Source organism: Bacillus sp. T33-2 (assembly GCF_002860205.1).
Taxonomy (GTDB): domain Bacteria; phylum Bacillota; class Bacilli; order Bacillales; family Cytobacillaceae; genus T33-2.
The window spans coordinates 1-19,344 of sequence record NZ_PGVB01000012.1; the positions used below are offsets into that span (position 1 = coordinate 1).

Genomic DNA, 19,344 nt, shown 5'->3' on the forward strand with positions numbered 1-19,344 from the left:
TACTCCTTTTTTCATGCCTTAAAAGTCTTGGGGCATAAGGGCTGAGATTTATGAAATTCATTCTATGAATTAGAAAATAATCTTACATTCTGATTATTACAAAGTAAAGAAATAAATCCCTGAATTTTGACAAATTTCCGAAGATTTTTTCATTGCCACTAAAAGATACAAAAAAAATGGCAAAGCGCTGTCAAAATTGCATGACAACACTGTAACCGTTAAAGAATCAAGCCTGTGCTGTTATGGGATGTTTAAAATTTGAGGGGAAAACAATTTCACGTTTATTTTTTACAAATAATACCTCACTGCCATGAAAGGGCTGGCTTTGCAGATTGGCAGTTTCGCAGTCAGGGGTGAAATGGAAGACAATTTTACGTGTATCCTCTGTCGCAACTGTGTTTAAAATACTTTCAATGTTAAATTCCGAGGTACCTATGATATCAAAAAGGTGCAGCTCGTCGTTATCATTCTTGCAAATTACGATAACTTTATCATCCTCCAGATAATATATGTCATCATGAAATACGTTTATAGCATAAAACATTAATAGTTCCTGCGTATTTTCAGAACCAAATTGATGGGAAACTGGCTGTCTTTCAGAACTCGTTTGATGTATAAACTGCAAATCTTCATCTTTCAATCCACTGAGTTTCCGTATGCCTTGGATCTTACTATAGTTTTTTATGAAATCCATCGCAAATTGAGTCTCTTCCATAGCCTTAAACCCGAATTTCGGATAATATTCCAAAACGTTATGATTGGCGAATAGATAGATTAGATCATATGAATCCTCGTATTCTTCGAGTATTTCATTCATCAATCTCCTGGACAACCCCCTGTCACGATAGGCAGGGTGTGTCATGACTGTACCAATTTGCAAGGCGCGCCTTTTTTGACCGCTAATAACCAAATCGACCTTGTTAACTGAAACATTCGCCACAATTTTATCCCCATCCACAATGGAGAATGGTATATATTTATCAGTCCAATACCCGTCCTGGTACCAGCTTTCAAAGCTGATGCCAAATATGTGACCCGCAAGTTCATTAAAACTTCTCCGCAGATGATCTTGATCGTGGTAGGCATTTATAAATTGTAATCCTGGCATTCGTTTTTCCCCCTCTTTGCTTCCTGGTCCGAAGTTTCACACCTATTTTGAGCCCGCCTGGCATTTTTGTCAATTGATTCCTTTAAAATAGAACAACCCATTCATTATCGGGGTATCCTGTTGTACATTATACATGGGACATTTCACTCATCCAGCCAATAATGAATACTTTAAACCGTATCGATCCTTAAAGAAAAATATTGGTGGGAAGGTGAGTCCTATTGTTTTATCATGTTAAGGAATTGCAGTACCATGCTAAACCGGAAAGGCCGGATCCGTTGTTCGCCAGGAAGCTTCAGGAAATACTAGGCGGACAATTTGGAGAAATGACAGTAGCCATGCAGTATTTGTTCCAGGGCCTGAATACCCGTGAGCATGGAAAATACCGGGATTTATTGATGGATACGGCCACTGAAGAATTTGCACATATAGAAATGCTTGCGACGATGATTGCACGTCTGCTTGAAAACGCACCGATAGGGGATCAGGAAGTGGCGGCACAAGATCCGGTTGTCGGGGCGATCCTGAGCGGCATGAATCCCCAGCACGTAATCGTTTCCGGATTGGGTGCCTTGCCATCTGACAGCAATGGCTATCGGTGGAGGGCCGATTTTATTATTTCCAGCGGGAATTTATTAGCTGACTTCCGGTCTAATCTTGAAAAAGAATCCCATGGCAGATTACAGACCGTCAGATTGTTTGAAGAAACCACTGACCCGGGTGTAAAGGATATGCTACAATTTCTTATTTCGCGCGACACGATGCACCAGAATCAATGGTATGCGGCGATTTGTGAGCTTGAATCGAAATCAAACATTGTTGTTCCAAGCACCTTCCCGCCTCAATGTGATAAACCGGAGTTCTCCCATACCTTTTTTAACCTGTCTAGAGGCGAGCAAAGTGCTGCGGGCCGTTGGGCACATGGGCCAAGCATGGATAGCACTGGTTATTTCAGGTATGTTGCAAACCCACGGCCTTACGGCGATCCGCCTGTTCTACCACCAGCACCTTGTTATGCACATGATACGCCGCCAGACGCCCTCCGGAATCCGGAACCAAATGTCGAACCACATATTGAACCTCATTTAGGATGATTTTTAGAGGACACGAAAGGCATCCTTATTGGAAGGATGCCTTTCGTTTTTTACTATGGAGAACCACTTTTCTTGAGTCCTGCACATTTTTTTCGCCTCTATTGGCAGAAATTTTCTTGACTCCTGCACGCTTTTTCGTGCGCCTAATCGCCCCTATTGCATTTCCTTGACCCAACACTCTGTGCGCAAGCTACCCTTTTCTTCTCAATGAATCTGGCTCTCAAATAGTGCGTTTCTTTGATTAAATTTGGTTATGATCTTCAGTAAAAAAATATTGCCGATCAGCAAGCCGGTCCCGACAAGAAATAGAATAAGGGGGCTGAGAAAAAATAAACCGCTGGCCTGGCTGATGATTATTCCCACGACAGGCAGGATCATAATCCCGCCAAACTGTTGTGCCTCCTGGAATGATTTTACGTTTGCCGATACAAAAACATTTAAGACAATATTAAAAAGGACCAGTGCGGGCATTACCCAAAACATCAATAAAAGCCAGGTGGCATTTACAAATAGAATCTCCCCGAAAAAGGGAAAAGCAATCAGATTAACTACTGCAATATTTATAATATAAGTACCAAAAGTAATCAATAATGACGGAATTAACGAAGCCAGTACCTTGCCCAAAAATAAATCAATGATGGATATAGGCGCAAATAACAAGGTTTCTAAAGTATTCCTCTCTTTTTCCCCTGCAAAGCTGTTTGAAGATGTGACAAGCGAGTTGACGATTGCTGCCATTAAAAAGAATGGAATGAGCATGAAATTTAAAAAGAAATAGGTAAACTTAGCACCCAGTGTCGGCAGCGCAACAAGAGTATCCCTCATTTCATCATTAGGAAAGCTTTTGATGAATGAGTTTATTGGTTTTTCTATATCCTGGGCGGAACTTGAGATCAATTCAGTATGCAGGCCGATGTAAGTTATTGCTGTTGGAAAAATGATACACAGTACGAAAGAAAGAATCATCATAGGCACCCACACCTTTGTGGAAACAAATGCAGCTCTTATATCCTTTTCTGCTATAGCTTTTACAAGTGCTTTATTCATTGGACACCACCCCTTATCTTAAAATAAATGGATTCAAGACTTCTATTTTGAATTTCACAGGAATGCACCCATGATTCTTCAAGAATCAGGCGCAACAGGGGTGTAATTTCCTCTTTAGAATTCAAGGTAAATTCGAGTTGATTTTCTCCCCTTGCCGCATACGCATATCCTTTGTAAATTTCACGGGTTGCAGGCTTCAAGCCGGTTTCTAGTAATAATTTGACTTGAGTTACATACTTCTCCTCCAGCTCGCGTCTCGTTCCTTTTTCAATGATTCTCCCATTATTTAAAAATAGAAATGAATCACATACACTCTCAAGCTGGTGCAGTACATGGGAACAAATAAGGATTGTAACTTTTTCCTGTTTATTGACCATTCCCAAGTAATGCATGACAGCATTGATCCCTTCCGGGTCCAATCCGTTCGTCGGTTCATCCAGGAACAATAAACTTGGTTTATGCAACAGCGCCTTCGCAAGCGAAATCCTTTTTTTCATACCGGTGGAAAAAGTACCTACCAGCTGATCTTTATGGGCAGTCATATCAAACTGCTCCAGCAAATACTCAATTCTCTTTTTGTCAGCGGCACCATATATTTTAGAAAAAAACACGAGATTATCCCATGCACTCATGTCGTGGTAAAGCGAGGCACTTTCGGTTACAATGCCGGCTTTTTTCCTGATTTCATTCCCATCAGTTTTTGGATTATATCCCAGAACACTCATTTCTCCGCCAGTTGCATCGATCACTCCATTTAAAAGTCGAATGATTGTTGTCTTCCCCGCACCATTTGGGCCGAGTAGCCCATTGATCGTTCCCTCTTGAATAGAAAAAGACACATCTGTCAATATAGCCCGCCCATTAAAACTTTTATGTACATCATTCACTTCGATGATATTCACAAATCTTCTCCCCCCTTTGGTAGTCAATTAGAAGACGGTTGAACAGTTTATTTTGTTCAATCAAATTTAAGAAATAAAAAAAAGCAGTGATACGTTCCTTCTTTTACATTATTTAACATTTTTATTCAAATCACTAAACATATGAATATACCATTGAGTGAATCGGCACATATAGAAAACGCTCCCGGGCCAGGAGGGTTTTCTATATCTTCAATACTAAATTGTAATGGATTAAATCGATTTATAGTGCTGTAATTCACCTAATTTTTGCCTTGATACTTTTGCTGTCTTATCGTACCCATTAAAATGCGCCCGATAGCTTTGCCCGCATGCTTCAATAATTATTAAATGGTCCATGTTTATTATGTATGACCTATGGCTTGCCATGAAACGGGAATCAAGCAGATTATCTAGGTTGGCAAGTGTTTCGTTCGTTTCAAATAATTTATGCCATGTGTGAACGACTGATTTGCGGTCGAACCTTTCAATGAAAAGGATATCATTAAAGGGAACAAAAATGATGCTGTGCTGATGCCTGATCATTAGATCCTTTTTAGGAGCAGTCACTTTATCTGCAGTTCGATTGAAAGCCTGTGCAGCCCGGTCTAATGCTGAATATAGCCTGTTTCTCTCGATTGGTTTCAGAATATAGTCAAGTGCTCTGACCTCAAAGGCTTCTAAAGCATAATCATCGGAACCGGTTATAAAAATCACCTGCAACCCAGGATGAAAGTCAATGCACGACTTAATTGCATCCATCCCATTAAGCATGGGCAAACCAATATCAACCAGTGCCAAATCTGGTTTTTCTGTGACTATTTTTTGAATTAACTCTTCACCGTCAGTTGCCTCAGCAACAATTTCATAATTAGGCAGGCTCTGGATAAAATATTTTAACAACTTTCTTGACGATAAATCATCCTCTGCTATTAAAACCTTCAAAACATAAATCCCCCTTGTTAAAGGTCTGGTCAGTAATCGTCAGGGACATGTTTGCTAACAAACATAAAAACTATAATAATATGTTTTAACTTAATATAAAAGATACAAATGGTTCAATTTATAATATTCCCACTAAATTTTACTTGGTAATTCGGTTAATTACTGACAAAAACTCGCTTATATTTATAGGTTTTGTCAAATAATCCCCAAATCCTTTGTGTAGTGCATTTTGAATATCCTGAGGCATGGCATTGGCACTTACCGCTATCACTGGAATATTTTTCGTCTGCTCCATCGTTTTTAAAATATCAAAAACATCAAAGCCGTGAATGTCTGGCAGGTTGATATCCAGCAGTATCAGATCAATTTTTTTTTGTCCCGCAATCTTTATCCCGTCGTATCCATTCCGTGCTGAAACTAAATGATATCCTGATTTAGAATCAAATAGTTTTTTGACCAGCATCAAATTGGCATCATTGTCCTCTATATATAGAACATTTATCTCAACGCCACCATTGGTTTTTGAATAATTGTGTTTGTCTTCATAAACGTGAATGCCGCTTTCAGTCTGGGTAAAAACAGGTACAGTGAACCAGAAATCACTTCCCATACCCTTCGTGCTTGCTACACCGATACGTCCTCCCATTAGCTCTACAAACTGTTTTACCAGCGACAGTCCGATTCCGGTGCCCTCTACCTTTGTACCTTTAATCCGATAAAAAGGTATGAATACTTTTTTATATTCATCTGAAGTAAATCCTTCACCTGTATCAATTACGTGGATAAACAGGTCTTGACCTTTTATCAGGCACGAAATGGTTACTTCACCATTCATACGATTATATTTTATTGCATTATCTAGGAGATTTATGATGACTTGTTTAAGCCGGACGGGGTCTGCCATAACCGAAATATTATTATTGTGGTCTAAGCGCGTTTCAATGAATGGTCCACCAGGGCTGTCCTTTTGAATAGTTGCATCTTTAATTGAAACATTCTTTTGTTTCGCGAGTGGCTGTACAATATTGATACATTCCTTTAGGATACAGTTAAAATCAACGCCATCAAGATTAACCTTTAGTTTGCCGGTTTCGATTCTTGATAAATCCAGAATTTCATTTATGAGACTTAACAGATGCCTGCCGCCATTAAGAATCTCCTGGACAAACTGCTGTTGTTCTTGATCGAGGGATGGATCCAGTTCCAAAAGCTGAGCAAAACCAAGAATGCCATTCAGGGGGGTTCGCAATTCATGGCTCATGTTAGACAGAAAGTCCGATTTTGCGATGTTTGCTTTTTCAGCCTCTTCCTTGGCTTGAATAATCGATTTTTCCATTGTTTTTCTTACAGTGACGTCCCGAAATTCCCATAGATTACCAACACTTTTATTTTCTGTTCTAAAAGGAAAGTAGTTGCATTGAATGATGCGCCCTTCATCTGTTTCTATTTCTTTTGAAACTTTTTTGCGATTTGAAACGGTGGCCTTGATTGTTTCTTCACTAAAAAAGCTGTGCAATTTTATAACATTCTGACCAATGTATGAATCAATGCTGTCTTTCAATCCAAACATATCATGGGAACGCTTATTCATGAGCGTGATTGTTCTATTACAGTCAGTCGCAATGATCCCGTTGTCTAATATATTTAATAGTGTCTTTTGAAACGAATATGATTCCATCAGTCTTCTTTCTTGCTCTCTATGTAGAGTAATATCTGAAAAAGACATGAGCGCGGCTATTTCACCATTCGCTGACACAGGCAGCGGTTTTGAATTGAGTGAAACCCACCTGACGCGTTGATCCGCTCCTTTTACACCAAGCACCACATCGTTAAAAGCAACACCGGTTTCCTGGGTAACAAATCCGGGCAGGTCGTCATAAGGCAGCGTTGATCCATCGGATGAAATGAACTCAAAAGTCGGCTGGCCCGGCATTGGATGTTCATCATTTATAGATAGGTCAATACCGAGAATTTTGGCAGCATTATCATTTAAAGTTGTAATTTTTTTGCCTCTTTCAACGATAAGAATTCCTTCTGACATTGTATTCAGGACCGTGCGGTATAAATTTTCCTTCTTGCGAATTTCCTCAAACACTTTTTTCTGCCCGGAGGTATCGATACAAGCGCCAATAACTTCGACTACTTCACCGTTATCAAAAACAGGACTTAAAGAAGCAATGTAATCAATGCTGTTTATTGAACTTTCATACTGGGCAATCTGTCCTGACCACGCTCTATCATAGAATACGAGTTTTTGGTCAGCAATATTGCTTGCCTGGAAATCATGCAGTGTTTTCCCGACTATATCATCCGAAGTTAAACCCATCCTGGCAAGGAGCTCTCCATGGATAAAGGTATGGATAAACTGATTCCCATGCTTGATAAATTTGAATACCATCCCATGATTTTCAACATTATATTGTGAAATTTCAGTACACTGATTCACTTTACACTCCTATTATCATTGCAACTGGCTGCAATTCGATTGTTCTTACAAGTTCAGTTTTTAATATTGTATTTTTTTCAGTTATTTTGATCTTCCCATTGAGTATAATGTCCAGGACATAACTTTCAGACTATCCGCGGAGCGAAAGATTCCACCAAGGATGTTGTCAATATCCTTCGGATTTGTCTCTAACATCACTAAATATTGAGTAATCTTCAACACATGTTCCCGGATTTCTGACAGAAATAGTTCAACCTGCTGCTCCAGTGGAAATCACTCCTGTCAACCTCAGGTAATTTAAAAATATGGAAAAAATATTTCTCGGCCGTCCAGAACACTAACTATTGATTCTATCGGACATCAATTTGCATCTCTCGTTATTAAGAGTCAACAGCCGGTTATATTTTTTTTCGACAGACCCATGCGACCTGTTCAGTATTTCAGCTATGCTTTTCAAAGGCAATCCGGATGATGCGAGTTGAATCAGCTGTTCTTCTTCCAAAACTGTCCAGGATCTATAGTTGTTCGCCTTCTTATTTTTTCGTTCCGCCTGTACCCAATCCGGTTCAGGGGGAAGAGAGTTGCGAACAAGTTTTGAAAAATCTATTCTTTGTCTGTTCAACTCGGCCCATGCCCAGAATTCGTTAATATCAATAAAAGTAAATGTTTTTTTGTACCTCGTTACTTTTTTCTTAAACGGCAAGCCATGCCTGCTTGTCCATCCGATCACTGTATTCCTGTCTACACCCATAACTTTTGCCAATTCGCCTGCTGTGATCATCCCCGTACTATCAATCGTGGATGAAGTGCCCCTCTTCCTGATTAACGTCATTTCCAGTGACTTTGGGTTCCGTCCTAATTTTTCTGCGATTTTTTGCAATGAAAGGCTCCCCAAATTTTGTTCAATGTAAACCATTTCTTCCGTTGTGTATATCATAAATGTTTGTTCCTTTCTAGCTTTTTCTGATTAATAGACAGAATCAATGACTTTGGCTTCAGACCAGCGACTGGCGTAATTTATCGTAAGCCCCAATTCTGCGTGAACTGGGGCCATATGCTTAAAATGCTTTAGCTATTTAATTTTAAAGATCGCTACAGAATCATTCAGTTCTTCCGCCAGCTGTGCCAGTGATTGGGCTGTTGTGGCAGTTTCCTGGCTGCTTGCGGCCGATTCTTCTGTCGCAGCAGAAATAGTTTCGATTGACGTCATTACTTCAGAAGTCTGCGCGGCTTGTTCTTCACTTGCAGCAGCAATTTCAGTGACTTTATTTGCTGACTGATTCACCATCGTTATGATGTTTTCAAACGCTTCACCCGTTTGTTGTGAAGAAATAACGCCTGCTCCCACAGATTTTACGCTATGCTGAGTGTTCGCCTGCATGCCTTTAATGATTGCCGTGATTTCTTTAGTGGCTTCACTGCTCCGCTCCGCAAGTTTGCGTACTTCATCGGCGACGACTGCGAATCCCCGGCCCTGTTCTCCGGCCCGTGCCGCTTCTATTGCTGCGTTTAAAGCTAGAAGGTTCGTTTGACCTGCAATGTCGTCGATTACTCCGATTATTTCTCCAATTTTATTAGAGTCTTGTTCGAGCAGTGCCATTTGCTGATTGACGTCATTCATGCCGTCTATCGAAGAGCGCACCACTTTTCCGCCGTCCTCGGCAAGTTTCAGAGTCTTATTGGATAATTCTGAAGCCTCCTCGGCGCTCCGGGCTACTGAATTTATTGCCACTGATAGTTCGCTAAACAGCTCATTCATTGTTAGTGCAGAATCAGCCTGGCTGGAATTCCCCCTGGCAATTTCCTCTGTGGTCGCTGAAATTTGCTGGGCCGCAGCCGAGACACTTTCAGCTGAATCAAGGATGCCTCCGACAGTTTTCTGTAAACTTGCTACCATCTCATTGATGGATTTGGCCAGCTGCCCAACTTCATCTTTCGTATCAATATCCAGTGTTTCTCTAAGGTCTCCGGTTGCCACTTTCCGCACCAAACCGACTGCCTTTGTCAATGGTTTCGCAATGATATGTGAGATTGTCAGGCCGAACCCGATGCTGATTACCAGCGCTACAATGATGATGGTGATTGTGATGGTGCTTGACGATTTAAATACTGCGTCTGCTTCTTTATTCGACTTCTCTGCTAATTGAATATTTAAGGCAATCAAGTCTTGCAGAACACCTTCTACCTTGTCCCCGGATTTTTTGAATTCTGGTGCAATCCTTTTATACTCTTCTACATCCCCGGCATGTGCGGATTTGATCGCATGGTCCATCAACTCATTGTAATCCTCCAAGGCAATGTAAAATTCGTTGACCAAGGTCTTTTCCTCTTCGATCATATATGTGCTGCTGTACTTTTTGATCTTTTCTTCAATCTGTTTCCTGAAATCATTTATATTTTTTTCATTTTCTTCCTTCTTCTCTTTCGTATCCGAAACGAAGTTCATATCGCGGATTTGGACCCTCATTCGTTGATACAGAACCTGTGCAGCAGACAGGTCGTTTATAGGGATCAGTCGTTCATTATACATAAACTCCATGTCCGTTTTGATTTTATTCATGTTGTTTAAACTGTAAAATCCGATAAATGCCAATATGGCAGCGATGACGCTGAATGCAGAAATCAATTTGACAGATGTGTTCAAATTAGAAAACCATTTCATACCCAAATACCCCTTTTGTTCTATTATTGTTTATTTCTCTTTGTTTAATTTTGTAACGTTAATTCAGCCGTGTGATCCTTTATTAAGTCAATCCCATGCATTGACGATACTAATTCTGATATTTCGATAATCGTTATGATTCGGTTTTCCTGTAAGGCAACTCCTTTTATATACGTGCCTTCATCCTGTCCCAGGAAGTTGACAGGATTTAATTGATTCTCTTCTATATCGATAATTTCATTTGTTTTTTCTACCATTAATGCAATGGTCACACCGTTTGTTTCTACAAGAATATACCGGGTGCTTTCATCAATTTGAGTCGATTCATTATAGAGCAGTTTAGAAACATCAACAACAGGAATAATTTTCCCTCTGATAGTGACAATCCCAAGCATATATTCTGGCATGTTAGGATAGCTGGACGTATCAATTACTTTTTCAATCGAAACAACATTATGCAGGTCCACCCCATAAAAACCTCTGTGCAGCATAAATAATACAAAACTATTTACCATTTTGATTCACCCACTTCACCATGTAATGTTTGACGCTATGGATTGTTGTAACTAGCAACCTTCCCTGTTTCAATTTTTAGTAGAATCATTTACAGGAAATTAGTCCTATTTTTCACTTCTCTTATGAAATCATATGGCTGCGAAAGTGTCCAATCGGTTTTAGACATCAATTCACATGATCCGGCAGGTGATTTAATCGTTTCAGCTGCAATGGATATCCTTTCAAACAAGTACACAACAAATTTTGAAAAATTAAACAAACCATTGAAAATGGAATTTTACTAAATAAAAAAACACCTCATGAGCGAGGTGTTCTAACAAACAATTTTAAATTTCATTGAGTGGTTTCCCTAAATAAATTAATGGTGGTGATGATGGTTATGTTCCTTTGACGGATTTGTAATGACCATTTCCTCTTGCGGCACAAAAAAATACTGGAGCCACACACCATCCAGGAAGTCTTCGCGCCTGTCAAGGAGTACATCAATTCCCTTGTCCGTTGTCACGATTTCATCGTGCTCGGTTGGCGTGTCCAATTTCCAATCATAATGGGCGTGGTCAATATGGTTGACTGTTACAAAAACACGGACCATTTTGCCTTCAGCTTCTTCACTTTCGAGAACCTTTTTCAAAAATTTTGCAGCATTGCGATTGATCTTGCATTTCATGTTAAATATCCCCTTTCCAATCATCGATATTCACACCCGGTCAATGGTGTTCTGTTTCATTGTTGTCTGCGAAAAAAAGCATTCGGCTAGCAGCCGTCTATTCCACAGGACATCCCCTCAAACAAAAACTCAATTTCATTCTTCTGTTTACTGAGTTCTTCGTTGATAATTTGCTCAAGCGTTTCTTTTGAACGGACGCCGGCAATTTTCGTATTTCCAATCACGAACGTAGGAACACCGCTAATATCCGCTTCTTCATAAGCATGCTTCAATGCTTTTTCGTGTGCCTCTTTGTATTTTCTTGTTTCTAAAATAGAACGATACTCCTTTTCATCGAGTCCTATTTCCGCGGCCAGCTTTGCCAATACATCAATATCCCCGATATCCTGTTCTTCCTGGAAGAAAGCACGCAGCATCCTGTCGTTGTACTCGTTCCCTTTTCCCTGCTCTTTCGCATATTGAAAGCCCTCAAACGCCAAATGTGTATGGGGCTGTGGGGAAACTTTCGGAAGGACGATCGGCACGTCAAGTCTTTCAGCCATTGGATACACCGATTGTTTCCATGTATTTTGCAAATATTCTCCTTCTGGCCTTAATGTTTCATTTGGATATGGGCGCAGCTCATAGGGCATCCATTCAACGTCAACATCTTTTCCTTTTATTGCTTCTTCAAGTGGTTTCTCCGCCAAGAAACAAAATGGACAAACGTAATCAGAGTAAACCTTTATTGTTAATGGCACGGTTGTACCTCCTTTGCTGAACGAGTTTTATTATATATTTTTGTTTGATATCCTTCTAATAATTTGCCCAAACGCCGCTGTATGGACTCGGAATCCATCATAATATATTTGCCCAGCTTGCGTTTACCAGTTTAATCGGAAAAGTATGAGGAAATATATTCAACGTTTTGGATCAGAAACAGTACAAACTAAATCTGTAGGTCAGCCTACAATATGAAAAGTCAAAGGAGATAACAACTTGGCCATTCAAATATCTCAACAAAGCCTTTCAGTAAAGGATGCCATTCAGTCACGCCATAGTATCCGAAAATTTGTCCAGGAACCGATTCCCCGTGAGGATCTGGATCAAATATTCAGTCTTGTCCGGCTGGCCCCGAGTGCCTGGAATGTCCAGCCGTGGCGATTTCATGTAGTCACTGATGCTGGCTTAAAAGAAAAGCTCCAGGATGCGGCCTATGGCCAAGGGCAGGTAACCTCCGCTGCAGCAGTCGTTCTCGCAGCCAGCGATATGGAGGATGTGCTCGCCAATTTGCCAGAGACGGTCCATCCCGGCATGCCGCCGGAACGGCAGCAGGAAGAAGTCGCGTACCTGTCGTCTTTCTTTAACGGAATGACGGTGGAGGAACGCGGCCAGTGGGCCCTTACCCAGACGAATATCGCCCTCGGGTTCCTGCTGATCGCGGTTCAGGGACTAGGATATGCCAGTGTCCCGATGCTTGGCTTTGACCAGGATAAAGCAAAAGAAATACTAGGGCTTCCTGCCCATGTGAGGTTTGCAGCGATGGTGCCAATCGGACGGGCAGATGGGGAAGGGTTCCCGCATCACCGTTTTGATTTAGATAAAATAATGACTGTTCATTAGAAAAGGAGCAGGTTGGATTCCTGCTCCTTGATTCTTTTCAAATACTATCACCGCTTCAATCAGCCTTGACTTTCTGGGAAAATCGCGAGCTTACGAGAAAATACTTTTAATGCCGTCGATGAGTTCTTTAAAAAAATTACTGACAGAATCTAAAAATCCTTTATCCCCAACCGCCTCCTCAATCCGTTGCTGAATGTCCTTTGACAGGTCTTCGAGTTGGGACTGGACATTGTCAAAGTTGATGTTAAGGTCCCGCATTTTTTCGAACAAATCAATCAGCAGCTGGCGGTCTTCCTGGCTCAGCTGGATCTCCAGGGTCTTCAATTTTTCATCGATGATTTGTTCTACTTCCTCTTTTGTGGCCGGGTTCTGTTCCGCGATTTCTTTTTTGATCTCGGTAAGAAGCTCGCTCACTTTATCCTGGTCCATGCCTTCCTTCTTCGCCAGGTCGGTTGCCAGGTTCAGTTCTTCATTGGCGACTTCGGTCCGCTCTTTATTGAGTTCTGTTCCCTTTCCTTCATCGTAAGCTTTATATATCCCGACAAGGGCCGAGTGGCCGCTTACCTTTACAGGGGAAGCAACATCTACTACCGCATCCTGGATTCCCGCTGTCAAAAGTGCGTTCGCATACATTTCATCTGTTACTTCTGTAATGTTTTCCGGTGTCACCTGATTGATGACAAGCCCTTCCCCAGCGTCTTTCCTGGTGATTTTTGCTGATGAATACATGTTAGAGTGCCTGTCACCTTTTATATAAGTAACAAGATCCTCCCCTGTGACAGTTATTTCTTTCACTTTGCTTGTATCGTTCACTTTTAACAGCTTTCGCACTTCATCCTTTTGTGCCGGGGAAAGCGCTTCTCCGTAAACAGCAATTGGAAGCCCAAATTTTTCATTAATGCTTTCTTCATCATTGTTCCCTTCTGATGCAAGAGCATTGCCGCTGACACTCATTGAAAACAGAAATATTGCGGTAATAGCCGCCATTCTTGTCAAACGCTTAAATGACATTCTGATTCTCCTTTTCTTATGCAAGAATAATTCTCATTCATTTACTGTTCATGACGTAAAAAGGTTTCATTTAGGCTAATGTTCACATAACCATAGACAAAAAACGCCCATATTCATCTTTTTGATTCCCCTGTGTCCGACTGCAAAACCTAGAAGTTATTATTCTACTTATAAAATACATTGACTGTGGCAGACTGGCAAATGTTGCGCTGCAGTCCAAACAATTGTGGCAGCTTTTATCAAACCTACATCGCGGCTGACAGGTTAAATGTATCGTGCATCATTAAATCGGTTAATTTAAAGACGAGCAATGCGATATTGCTCAATCTTTCGTGAGGAGTGATGTATCTTGGCTAGAAACAAACTGTTGGTACCTGGTGCAGGAAACGCTCTTGATCAGATGAAACAAGAAATCGCCAATGAGTTTGGAGTTCAACTTGGTGCAGATACTACCGCGCGAGCAAACGGTTCTGTCGGAGGCGAAATGGTAAAGCGCATGGTAGCCTTCGCAGAAGCACAGCTTAGGAATCAACAAGGACAGTAACGTTGGTTTCCAAGAAGAGGCCCATTACGGGCCTCTTGTTTGTTATATGGATGTACAGAGAAGCAAAACCGCTAATTAATTGACGAAAAATGGCTGCCAGTTGTTTCAAAGAAAATTGAAAATAGATACCGAAAACCAATATCCAGATTATGCTATATTTTTGAAACTATTCTCTGCAAAAAACGTCTATCTTTGTAACAAGGTGATGAAGAGGCGAACGGAAATGGGCAGAGGTAAAATAAAGGGGTTAGATATCGGGATTCGGATTTTATATGTATTAAATTTTGGGTTAGTCATCATTTTATTTATTGCTATTTGGGTTTTAGCCAAACACCCTGAATATATCAGCTACCTCAAGAAATTTTTCTAAAGAAAACTCGCGATTGGCGAGCCCCTAAGGGCGAAGACAGAGGCGTAGTTGCTCTTACACTTTATTCCTAAAATTGACCCCGGCGTCGAGTCTTTCCTGGTGCCAATTTATACTTTCTAGACGTGAAAAAAATACAGGCATACCATATCAGGCATGCCTTCTACTCATTCATTAATTTTTCAATGTAGATATTCTTCAATTCCTTTAAAACCTCATGGTAGGGATAATTCTCATAAACCGTTTGCAGAGTCACCCCGTCTATCATCGTCCAAAAAAGATCTGCATATAAAACTGGATCGATCGCTTTGTTAAATTCCCCAGCATTTTGCCCATCCTTTATGACGCTTTTCAGAAGCGTTATAAAGAGCTCGTCGCGGCGCTCCTTGAAAACTCGGATCAGCTCCTGGTTTCTTGAGGAATGCAGTTTGAACTCATAATGGACAAGGATCGATGCTTTATTGCCGTCATCAAAAGGATCCAATGAAAGATACATGTCAAATAAGTAATGAACCTTCTCCAAGGCTGTTTTATATTCTGAGATTTGCCTGATTATCTGAATGTTTTTGTCGCGGGTGTCTTGTGTCATCAGCTCTAAATAAATTTCGTCCTTACTCTTGAAATAATTATAAATTGCCCCCTTGCTTATGCCGGAGCGAGCCACAATATCATCGATTGTTGCTGCTTCATACCCCTTTTTAGCAAAACAGGCCAATGCACTGTCAAGAATTTCTCTCTTCTTTCTTTCTTTATATGCATCCGACACGATTGGTGACATACTAGCTACCCCGCCTTTTAAAATGCAAGAAATAATGAATGAGTCCATAAATAAAACTGTTCTCTACCTTTAACAGATTAAGGAACACATTAATATTTAAGTTAGGTAAAAAAGAAGGATAGAACAAAAAAAGATTTTCTCTCTTTCAATGGAATTCCTTCTTAAAATAAACCATTTAGTCAGTTTTATTAGTTTTATCTTACCATGTTATAGGATTCAAAGGTACAAAAAAAGCCAATTAGAACTGGCTTTTTTCAGGGGGCGGTTTTAGTTGAACAGACTTATATTTATATCATCATACATTGCTTTTGTCGCAGCTTTGACGTCTGCTTTAGTGGCCGTATTGCTCTCAGCTTTTTTCTGGACATCCTTCAGCCTGTCATGTCTTTCATTCAGGTTACTGTCAGCCAATTCCTTGACCTTTTTTCCTACAACAGGCATTTCAGTTTCTTTAAATTCGTCAATCACTGCGGTCACCTGATCTATTTCCTTTGAGATTAACTTCTGGTCATTCCTTGACAACTTGTTTTTTCCTTCCAATGGTTTTAATTTATCAACCGCATTATCAAATGCATATTGAAGATCTTCTGCTTTGGCCTCAAGCTTCTCTGATTTAGAATCAATCACAGAAGTCCCATCAATTTCTACAGAGCACCCCGTTAAAGCAAACAAAAGCATTAATAACCCAATCAACTTTTTCAATTCAATCAATCCCTTCTGTTCGTTTGCAATTCATATCTTGCCTTGCTGATTACCATTATGAAAAAATAAAGTCATATGAAAAAGTGAACATTGGCCAATATTATTGCTTGGTCAGTCATAATAGCCTGAATGTATATAATGTGACAAATATGTAAGGTTGGAAGATTTAATTGTAAGGAAAAGTTATGGATACCATTTTCGTAGTTTTTTATAGTGAAGGTGTGAGATTTATTGGAAGGGGCTAAAAGAATGGAAATGGTATTAGAAGCGAAAGGGATAAAAAAGGTATATGGCACAAGGGGAAACGTGTTTACAGCGATCCAGGATATGGATCTTCAAATTGCCCGGGGAGAATTTGTCGGGATCATGGGTCCGTCAGGGTCCGGTAAGTCGACATTATTAAATATATTATCAACAATTGATACACCTTCGGCAGGCACAGTTAAAATTAACCAGCAAAACATTCTAAAAATGAAAGAATCTGCACTTGCCATCCTCAGGCGCGATCAATTAGGATTTATTTTTCAGGATTATAATTTACTTGATACACTTACCATTAAGGAGAATATTTCACTTCCCCTGGCTCTGGCAAATGTGAACCCGGCAGACATTGAAGAAAGGATCAAACGTGTGTCGGAAATCTTCGGTATTGGACGGATCCTTGATCAGTACCCACATGAAATATCGGGGGGGCAGCAGCAAAGAACCGCGACGGCACGGGCAATCATTACAAATCCTAGCCTTGTGTTTGCTGATGAGCCAACTGGAGCACTTGACTCCAAATCCGCGTATAATTTACTGCAGACTCTGGCTAAATTAAACGAACAGGAGAAAGCAACGATACTGATGGTCACGCATGATGCCTATGCGGCCAGCTTTTGCAGCCGGGTGATGTTTATTAAAGACGGCGCCATTTTTACCGAGCTCCGCAAAGGCGACCAGAAAAGAGAGCCGTTTTTCCATCGGATTATTGACATTTTGACAACTCTCGGAGGCGGTGGCCAGCATGTCGTTATTTAACCTGGCTAAACGAAACATCCAAAAAAATATCAGGCAATACCTGCTTTATTTTTACCCGATGGTCTTCAGCATTGTCCTGTATTTTACATTTGTGTCACTTCAATATAATGAACAAATTATTGATGAAGCCACTGCACTGGACAAAATTGAACCGGCTTTTATGGCCGCGTCCGTCATGCTGTTAATTTTCGCGGCAATTTTCATTTGGTACTCGAATTCTTTCTTTACTAAAAGAAGGAAAAAGGAAGTCGCGTTATATTCATTGTTCGGCATGCAAAAACAACAGGTTGCAAAACTCCTTTTCTTTGAAAATTTGCTGATTGGCATGTTCGCATTAATTGCCGGAATCGCAATTGGAGCTCTGCTCTCCAAGCTGTTTGCAATGATTTTGGTAAAATTGATGGGATTTTCGATTATCACCACATTTACCATCTCACCAAAGGCAGTCATTCAGACAATTATTGCCTTTATCATCATCATCGCGACCACATCCATCCATAATTACCGCCTGATTTACCGGTTTTCTTTATTGCAATTATTGAAGGCTGAAAAACAGGGTGAAAAAAAGCCGAAAGCGTCCGTTTTCACAGCGGCCCTTGCTCTGTTGTTGCTTGGCAGCGCGTATGCGGTTTTATTGCAGCCAACCGATGCAGATATATGGAAGGATTATGGCTTCACCGCCGTACTGCTATCACTGGTTGCTGTCGTCATCGGCACCTATTTGTTTATCAACACCTTCATTGTTTATGGATTGAAAAAATTATCCCAGATGAAAAGCATTTATTTTAAAGGGATAAATTTGATCAGCTTAACCCATCTGTTATTTCGAATAAAGGGCAATGTGTTTGTTTTATCAGTGATTGCGTTATTGAGCACTGTGACCCTGTTTGCGATCGGGTTCACAGTAAGCCTGTATTATAACATCAATAAAATCGTCAATAAGGATTATCCGCTAAGTATCATGTACACAGTCCAAAGTGATGCCATGGAAAATGAGATGGAGAGGATCATCCAGGCAAATGGAGAGGACCAGCTTATTTTTTCCTCCAGAATCGAATATTTGCGTACGACTGGAGATTTGGGCTCGATAAATAGATGGCCCCCTGACCATCCGATCATGCTTATTCCAGAAACGGAATATCGCAAGCTGGCAAAGAGAATGGGCAATCCTGCAGTCAAAATCAAAGATCAAGAGGCAATTTCCTTTTATGATGGCAACCTGGATCAATCCGAAGATCTCTACACCGGAAAAGAAGTCGGCTTGTCAGAACAGGACAGGGTCAAGATCGTTTCTTATGAGGACTACAGTTTACTCAACCAAACCTACTTTGAAATGCCATTGGTCATTAAGGACGATTTATTTAATAAACTGAAACAGCACGGCGAGCCACAACAGCTGCAGGTGTACAGTTTAAAAAATGAGAAAACTGCAGGAGAAACCTTTAAAGCTATGAAAATAGTATTTACAGAGGAAAACGCTGATCCGGACGAGACCATTTTCACCAGCCACTATGATGAATACCAAAAGGGGAAACAAACATACGGGATCCTTAATTTTATCAGCGTATTCCTGGGGCTTGTGTTTTTGCTTGCAACCGGAAGTATGCTCCATTACAAACAACTCATTGAGGCCACGTCTGACCAGCCCCGGTATGACGTGTTAAGGAAGGTCGGAATGAGCCGGAAGCAGATGCGCTCCTCGATCGCGAAGCAGTTCGTCCTCATCTTTGTTTTGCCGCTATTGATTGCGTTCTCGCACAGTTCAGTCATTATAACCGCTCTGTCAGGCGTGCTGCAAATGGACTTGTATATGCCGTTTCTTGTCAGTACCGGCATGTACGCGGCGATCTATTTTGCTTATTATGTGAACACCGTAATGAAATACGACAAAATCGTGAATCAGTAACAGGGCAGGCGGAATATCTGCAAAATGCAT

Annotated in this window: 19 protein-coding genes; 6 read left to right on the forward strand and 13 right to left on the reverse strand. The window is 40.7% G+C overall.

The features are described from left to right. Positions 1–226: 226 nt before the first annotated feature. Positions 227–1,108, reverse strand: a complete 882-nt coding sequence (locus CVD19_RS10190) for a GNAT family N-acetyltransferase (RefSeq protein ID WP_101581763.1) — start codon at positions 1,106–1,108, stop codon at positions 227–229. 221 nt (positions 1,109–1,329) lie between these two features. On the opposite strand from CVD19_RS10190, the gene CVD19_RS10195 reads away from it, so the two are divergent. Beyond that, on the forward strand, positions 1,330–2,202 hold the full coding sequence (locus tag CVD19_RS10195; protein WP_101581764.1) for a manganese catalase family protein: 873 nt from the start codon (positions 1,330–1,332) through the stop codon (positions 2,200–2,202). A gap of 204 nt (positions 2,203–2,406) precedes the next feature. Here the strand turns inward: CVD19_RS10195 and CVD19_RS10200 are convergent, their stop codons facing one another. The 9 genes from CVD19_RS10200 to CVD19_RS10240 form a co-directional block, all read right to left on the reverse strand. Next, positions 2,407–3,249, reverse strand: coding sequence for an ABC transporter permease subunit (locus tag CVD19_RS10200; RefSeq protein WP_101581765.1), 843 nt, complete (start codon positions 3,247–3,249; stop codon positions 2,407–2,409). Beyond that, the gene (locus CVD19_RS10205) at positions 3,246–4,151 is read right to left on the reverse strand and encodes an ABC transporter ATP-binding protein (protein ID WP_101581766.1); all 906 of its coding nucleotides are present in this window, start codon (positions 4,149–4,151) and stop codon (positions 3,246–3,248) included. The genes CVD19_RS10200 and CVD19_RS10205 overlap by 4 nt, the downstream gene beginning before the upstream one ends. A gap of 231 nt (positions 4,152–4,382) precedes the next feature. Beyond that, entirely contained in the window at positions 4,383–5,093 is a 711-nt protein-coding gene (locus CVD19_RS10210; protein WP_101581767.1) for a LytR/AlgR family response regulator transcription factor, read from the reverse strand. Positions 5,094–5,232: 139 nt separating this feature from the next. Further along, positions 5,233–7,539 (reverse strand): ATP-binding protein, encoded by a 2,307-nt coding sequence (locus CVD19_RS10215; protein WP_101581768.1) that lies wholly within the window; start codon positions 7,537–7,539, stop codon positions 5,233–5,235. Positions 7,540–7,876: 337 nt separating this feature from the next. Continuing rightward, a complete protein-coding gene (locus CVD19_RS10220; protein ID WP_257985089.1) occupies positions 7,877–8,419 on the reverse strand; it encodes a helix-turn-helix domain-containing protein in 543 nt (180 codons plus the stop codon). Positions 8,420–8,611: 192 nt separating this feature from the next. Further along, a complete protein-coding gene (locus tag CVD19_RS10225) occupies positions 8,612–10,201 on the reverse strand; it encodes a methyl-accepting chemotaxis protein (RefSeq protein WP_101581769.1) in 1,590 nt (529 codons plus the stop codon). 44 nt (positions 10,202–10,245) lie between these two features. Then, positions 10,246–10,716, reverse strand: coding sequence for a chemotaxis protein CheW (locus tag CVD19_RS10230; RefSeq protein WP_101581770.1), 471 nt, complete (start codon positions 10,714–10,716; stop codon positions 10,246–10,248). A 359-nt stretch (positions 10,717–11,075) separates the two neighbouring features. Next, entirely contained in the window at positions 11,076–11,384 is a 309-nt protein-coding gene (locus CVD19_RS10235) for a heme biosynthesis protein HemY (protein ID WP_101581771.1), read from the reverse strand. An 86-nt stretch (positions 11,385–11,470) separates the two neighbouring features. Next, entirely contained in the window at positions 11,471–12,124 is a 654-nt protein-coding gene (locus CVD19_RS10240) for a DsbA family oxidoreductase (RefSeq protein WP_101581772.1), read from the reverse strand. Between the two features lie 238 nt (positions 12,125–12,362). Here CVD19_RS10240 and CVD19_RS10245 point away from each other — a divergent pair, with 238 nt between their 5' ends. Beyond that, on the forward strand, positions 12,363–12,986 hold the full coding sequence (locus CVD19_RS10245) for a nitroreductase family protein (protein ID WP_180953581.1): 624 nt from the start codon (positions 12,363–12,365) through the stop codon (positions 12,984–12,986). A 90-nt stretch (positions 12,987–13,076) separates the two neighbouring features. Here CVD19_RS10245 and CVD19_RS10250 read toward each other — a convergent pair whose 3' ends face one another. Next, positions 13,077–13,997 (reverse strand): DUF1002 domain-containing protein, encoded by a 921-nt coding sequence (locus tag CVD19_RS10250; RefSeq protein ID WP_374702880.1) that lies wholly within the window; start codon positions 13,995–13,997, stop codon positions 13,077–13,079. 349 nt (positions 13,998–14,346) lie between these two features. On the opposite strand from CVD19_RS10250, the gene CVD19_RS10255 reads away from it, so the two are divergent. Together CVD19_RS10255 and CVD19_RS24690 are read left to right on the forward strand one after the other, a co-directional pair. After that, a complete protein-coding gene (locus CVD19_RS10255) occupies positions 14,347–14,541 on the forward strand; it encodes an alpha/beta-type small acid-soluble spore protein (RefSeq protein ID WP_101581773.1) in 195 nt (64 codons plus the stop codon). Positions 14,542–14,764: 223 nt separating this feature from the next. Beyond that, positions 14,765–14,911, forward strand: a complete 147-nt coding sequence (locus CVD19_RS24690; RefSeq protein WP_180953582.1) for a hypothetical protein — start codon at positions 14,765–14,767, stop codon at positions 14,909–14,911. A 160-nt stretch (positions 14,912–15,071) separates the two neighbouring features. Here the strand turns inward: CVD19_RS24690 and CVD19_RS10260 are convergent, their stop codons facing one another. Both CVD19_RS10260 and CVD19_RS10265 read right to left on the reverse strand, forming a co-directional pair. Beyond that, positions 15,072–15,686: a TetR/AcrR family transcriptional regulator gene (locus CVD19_RS10260; RefSeq protein WP_101581774.1), complete on the reverse strand. Its 615-nt coding sequence runs from the start codon at positions 15,684–15,686 to the stop codon at positions 15,072–15,074. 267 nt (positions 15,687–15,953) lie between these two features. After that, the gene (locus tag CVD19_RS10265) at positions 15,954–16,388 is read right to left on the reverse strand and encodes a hypothetical protein (RefSeq protein WP_101581775.1); all 435 of its coding nucleotides are present in this window, start codon (positions 16,386–16,388) and stop codon (positions 15,954–15,956) included. Between the two features lie 249 nt (positions 16,389–16,637). Between CVD19_RS10265 and CVD19_RS10270 the strand changes: the two genes are divergently transcribed. Together CVD19_RS10270 and CVD19_RS10275 are read left to right on the forward strand one after the other, a co-directional pair. Then, positions 16,638–17,408, forward strand: a complete 771-nt coding sequence (locus CVD19_RS10270; protein WP_101581776.1) for an ABC transporter ATP-binding protein — start codon at positions 16,638–16,640, stop codon at positions 17,406–17,408. Then, complete coding sequence (locus CVD19_RS10275; RefSeq protein WP_101581777.1) at positions 17,395–19,314, forward strand: ABC transporter permease; 1,920 nt, start codon at positions 17,395–17,397, stop codon at positions 19,312–19,314. Before CVD19_RS10270 ends, CVD19_RS10275 begins: the two co-directional genes overlap by 14 nt. Positions 19,315–19,344: the final 30 nt, after the last annotated feature.

What these genes read in the sequence shown, in the direction of transcription:
- CVD19_RS10275 (WP_101581777.1), top strand. Translation starts at nt 17,395, where the DNA reads ATGTCGTTATTTAACCTGGCTAAACGAAACATCCAAAAAAATATCAGG.
- CVD19_RS10230 (WP_101581770.1), bottom strand. Translation starts at nt 10,716, where the DNA reads ATGGTAAATAGTTTTGTATTATTTATGCTGCACAGAGGTTTTTATGGG.
- CVD19_RS10250 (WP_374702880.1), bottom strand. Translation starts at nt 13,997, where the DNA reads ATGTCATTTAAGCGTTTGACAAGAATGGCGGCTATTACCGCAATATTT.
- CVD19_RS10190 (WP_101581763.1), bottom strand. Translation starts at nt 1,108, where the DNA reads ATGCCAGGATTACAATTTATAAATGCCTACCACGATCAAGATCATCTG.
- CVD19_RS10225 (WP_101581769.1), bottom strand. Translation starts at nt 10,201, where the DNA reads ATGAAATGGTTTTCTAATTTGAACACATCTGTCAAATTGATTTCTGCA.
- CVD19_RS10200 (WP_101581765.1), bottom strand. Translation starts at nt 3,249, where the DNA reads ATGAATAAAGCACTTGTAAAAGCTATAGCAGAAAAGGATATAAGAGCT.
- CVD19_RS10235 (WP_101581771.1), bottom strand. Translation starts at nt 11,384, where the DNA reads ATGAAATGCAAGATCAATCGCAATGCTGCAAAATTTTTGAAAAAGGTT.
- CVD19_RS10260 (WP_101581774.1), bottom strand. Translation starts at nt 15,686, where the DNA reads ATGTCACCAATCGTGTCGGATGCATATAAAGAAAGAAAGAAGAGAGAA.
- CVD19_RS10270 (WP_101581776.1), top strand. Translation starts at nt 16,638, where the DNA reads ATGGAAATGGTATTAGAAGCGAAAGGGATAAAAAAGGTATATGGCACA.
- CVD19_RS24690 (WP_180953582.1), top strand. Translation starts at nt 14,765, where the DNA reads ATGGGCAGAGGTAAAATAAAGGGGTTAGATATCGGGATTCGGATTTTA.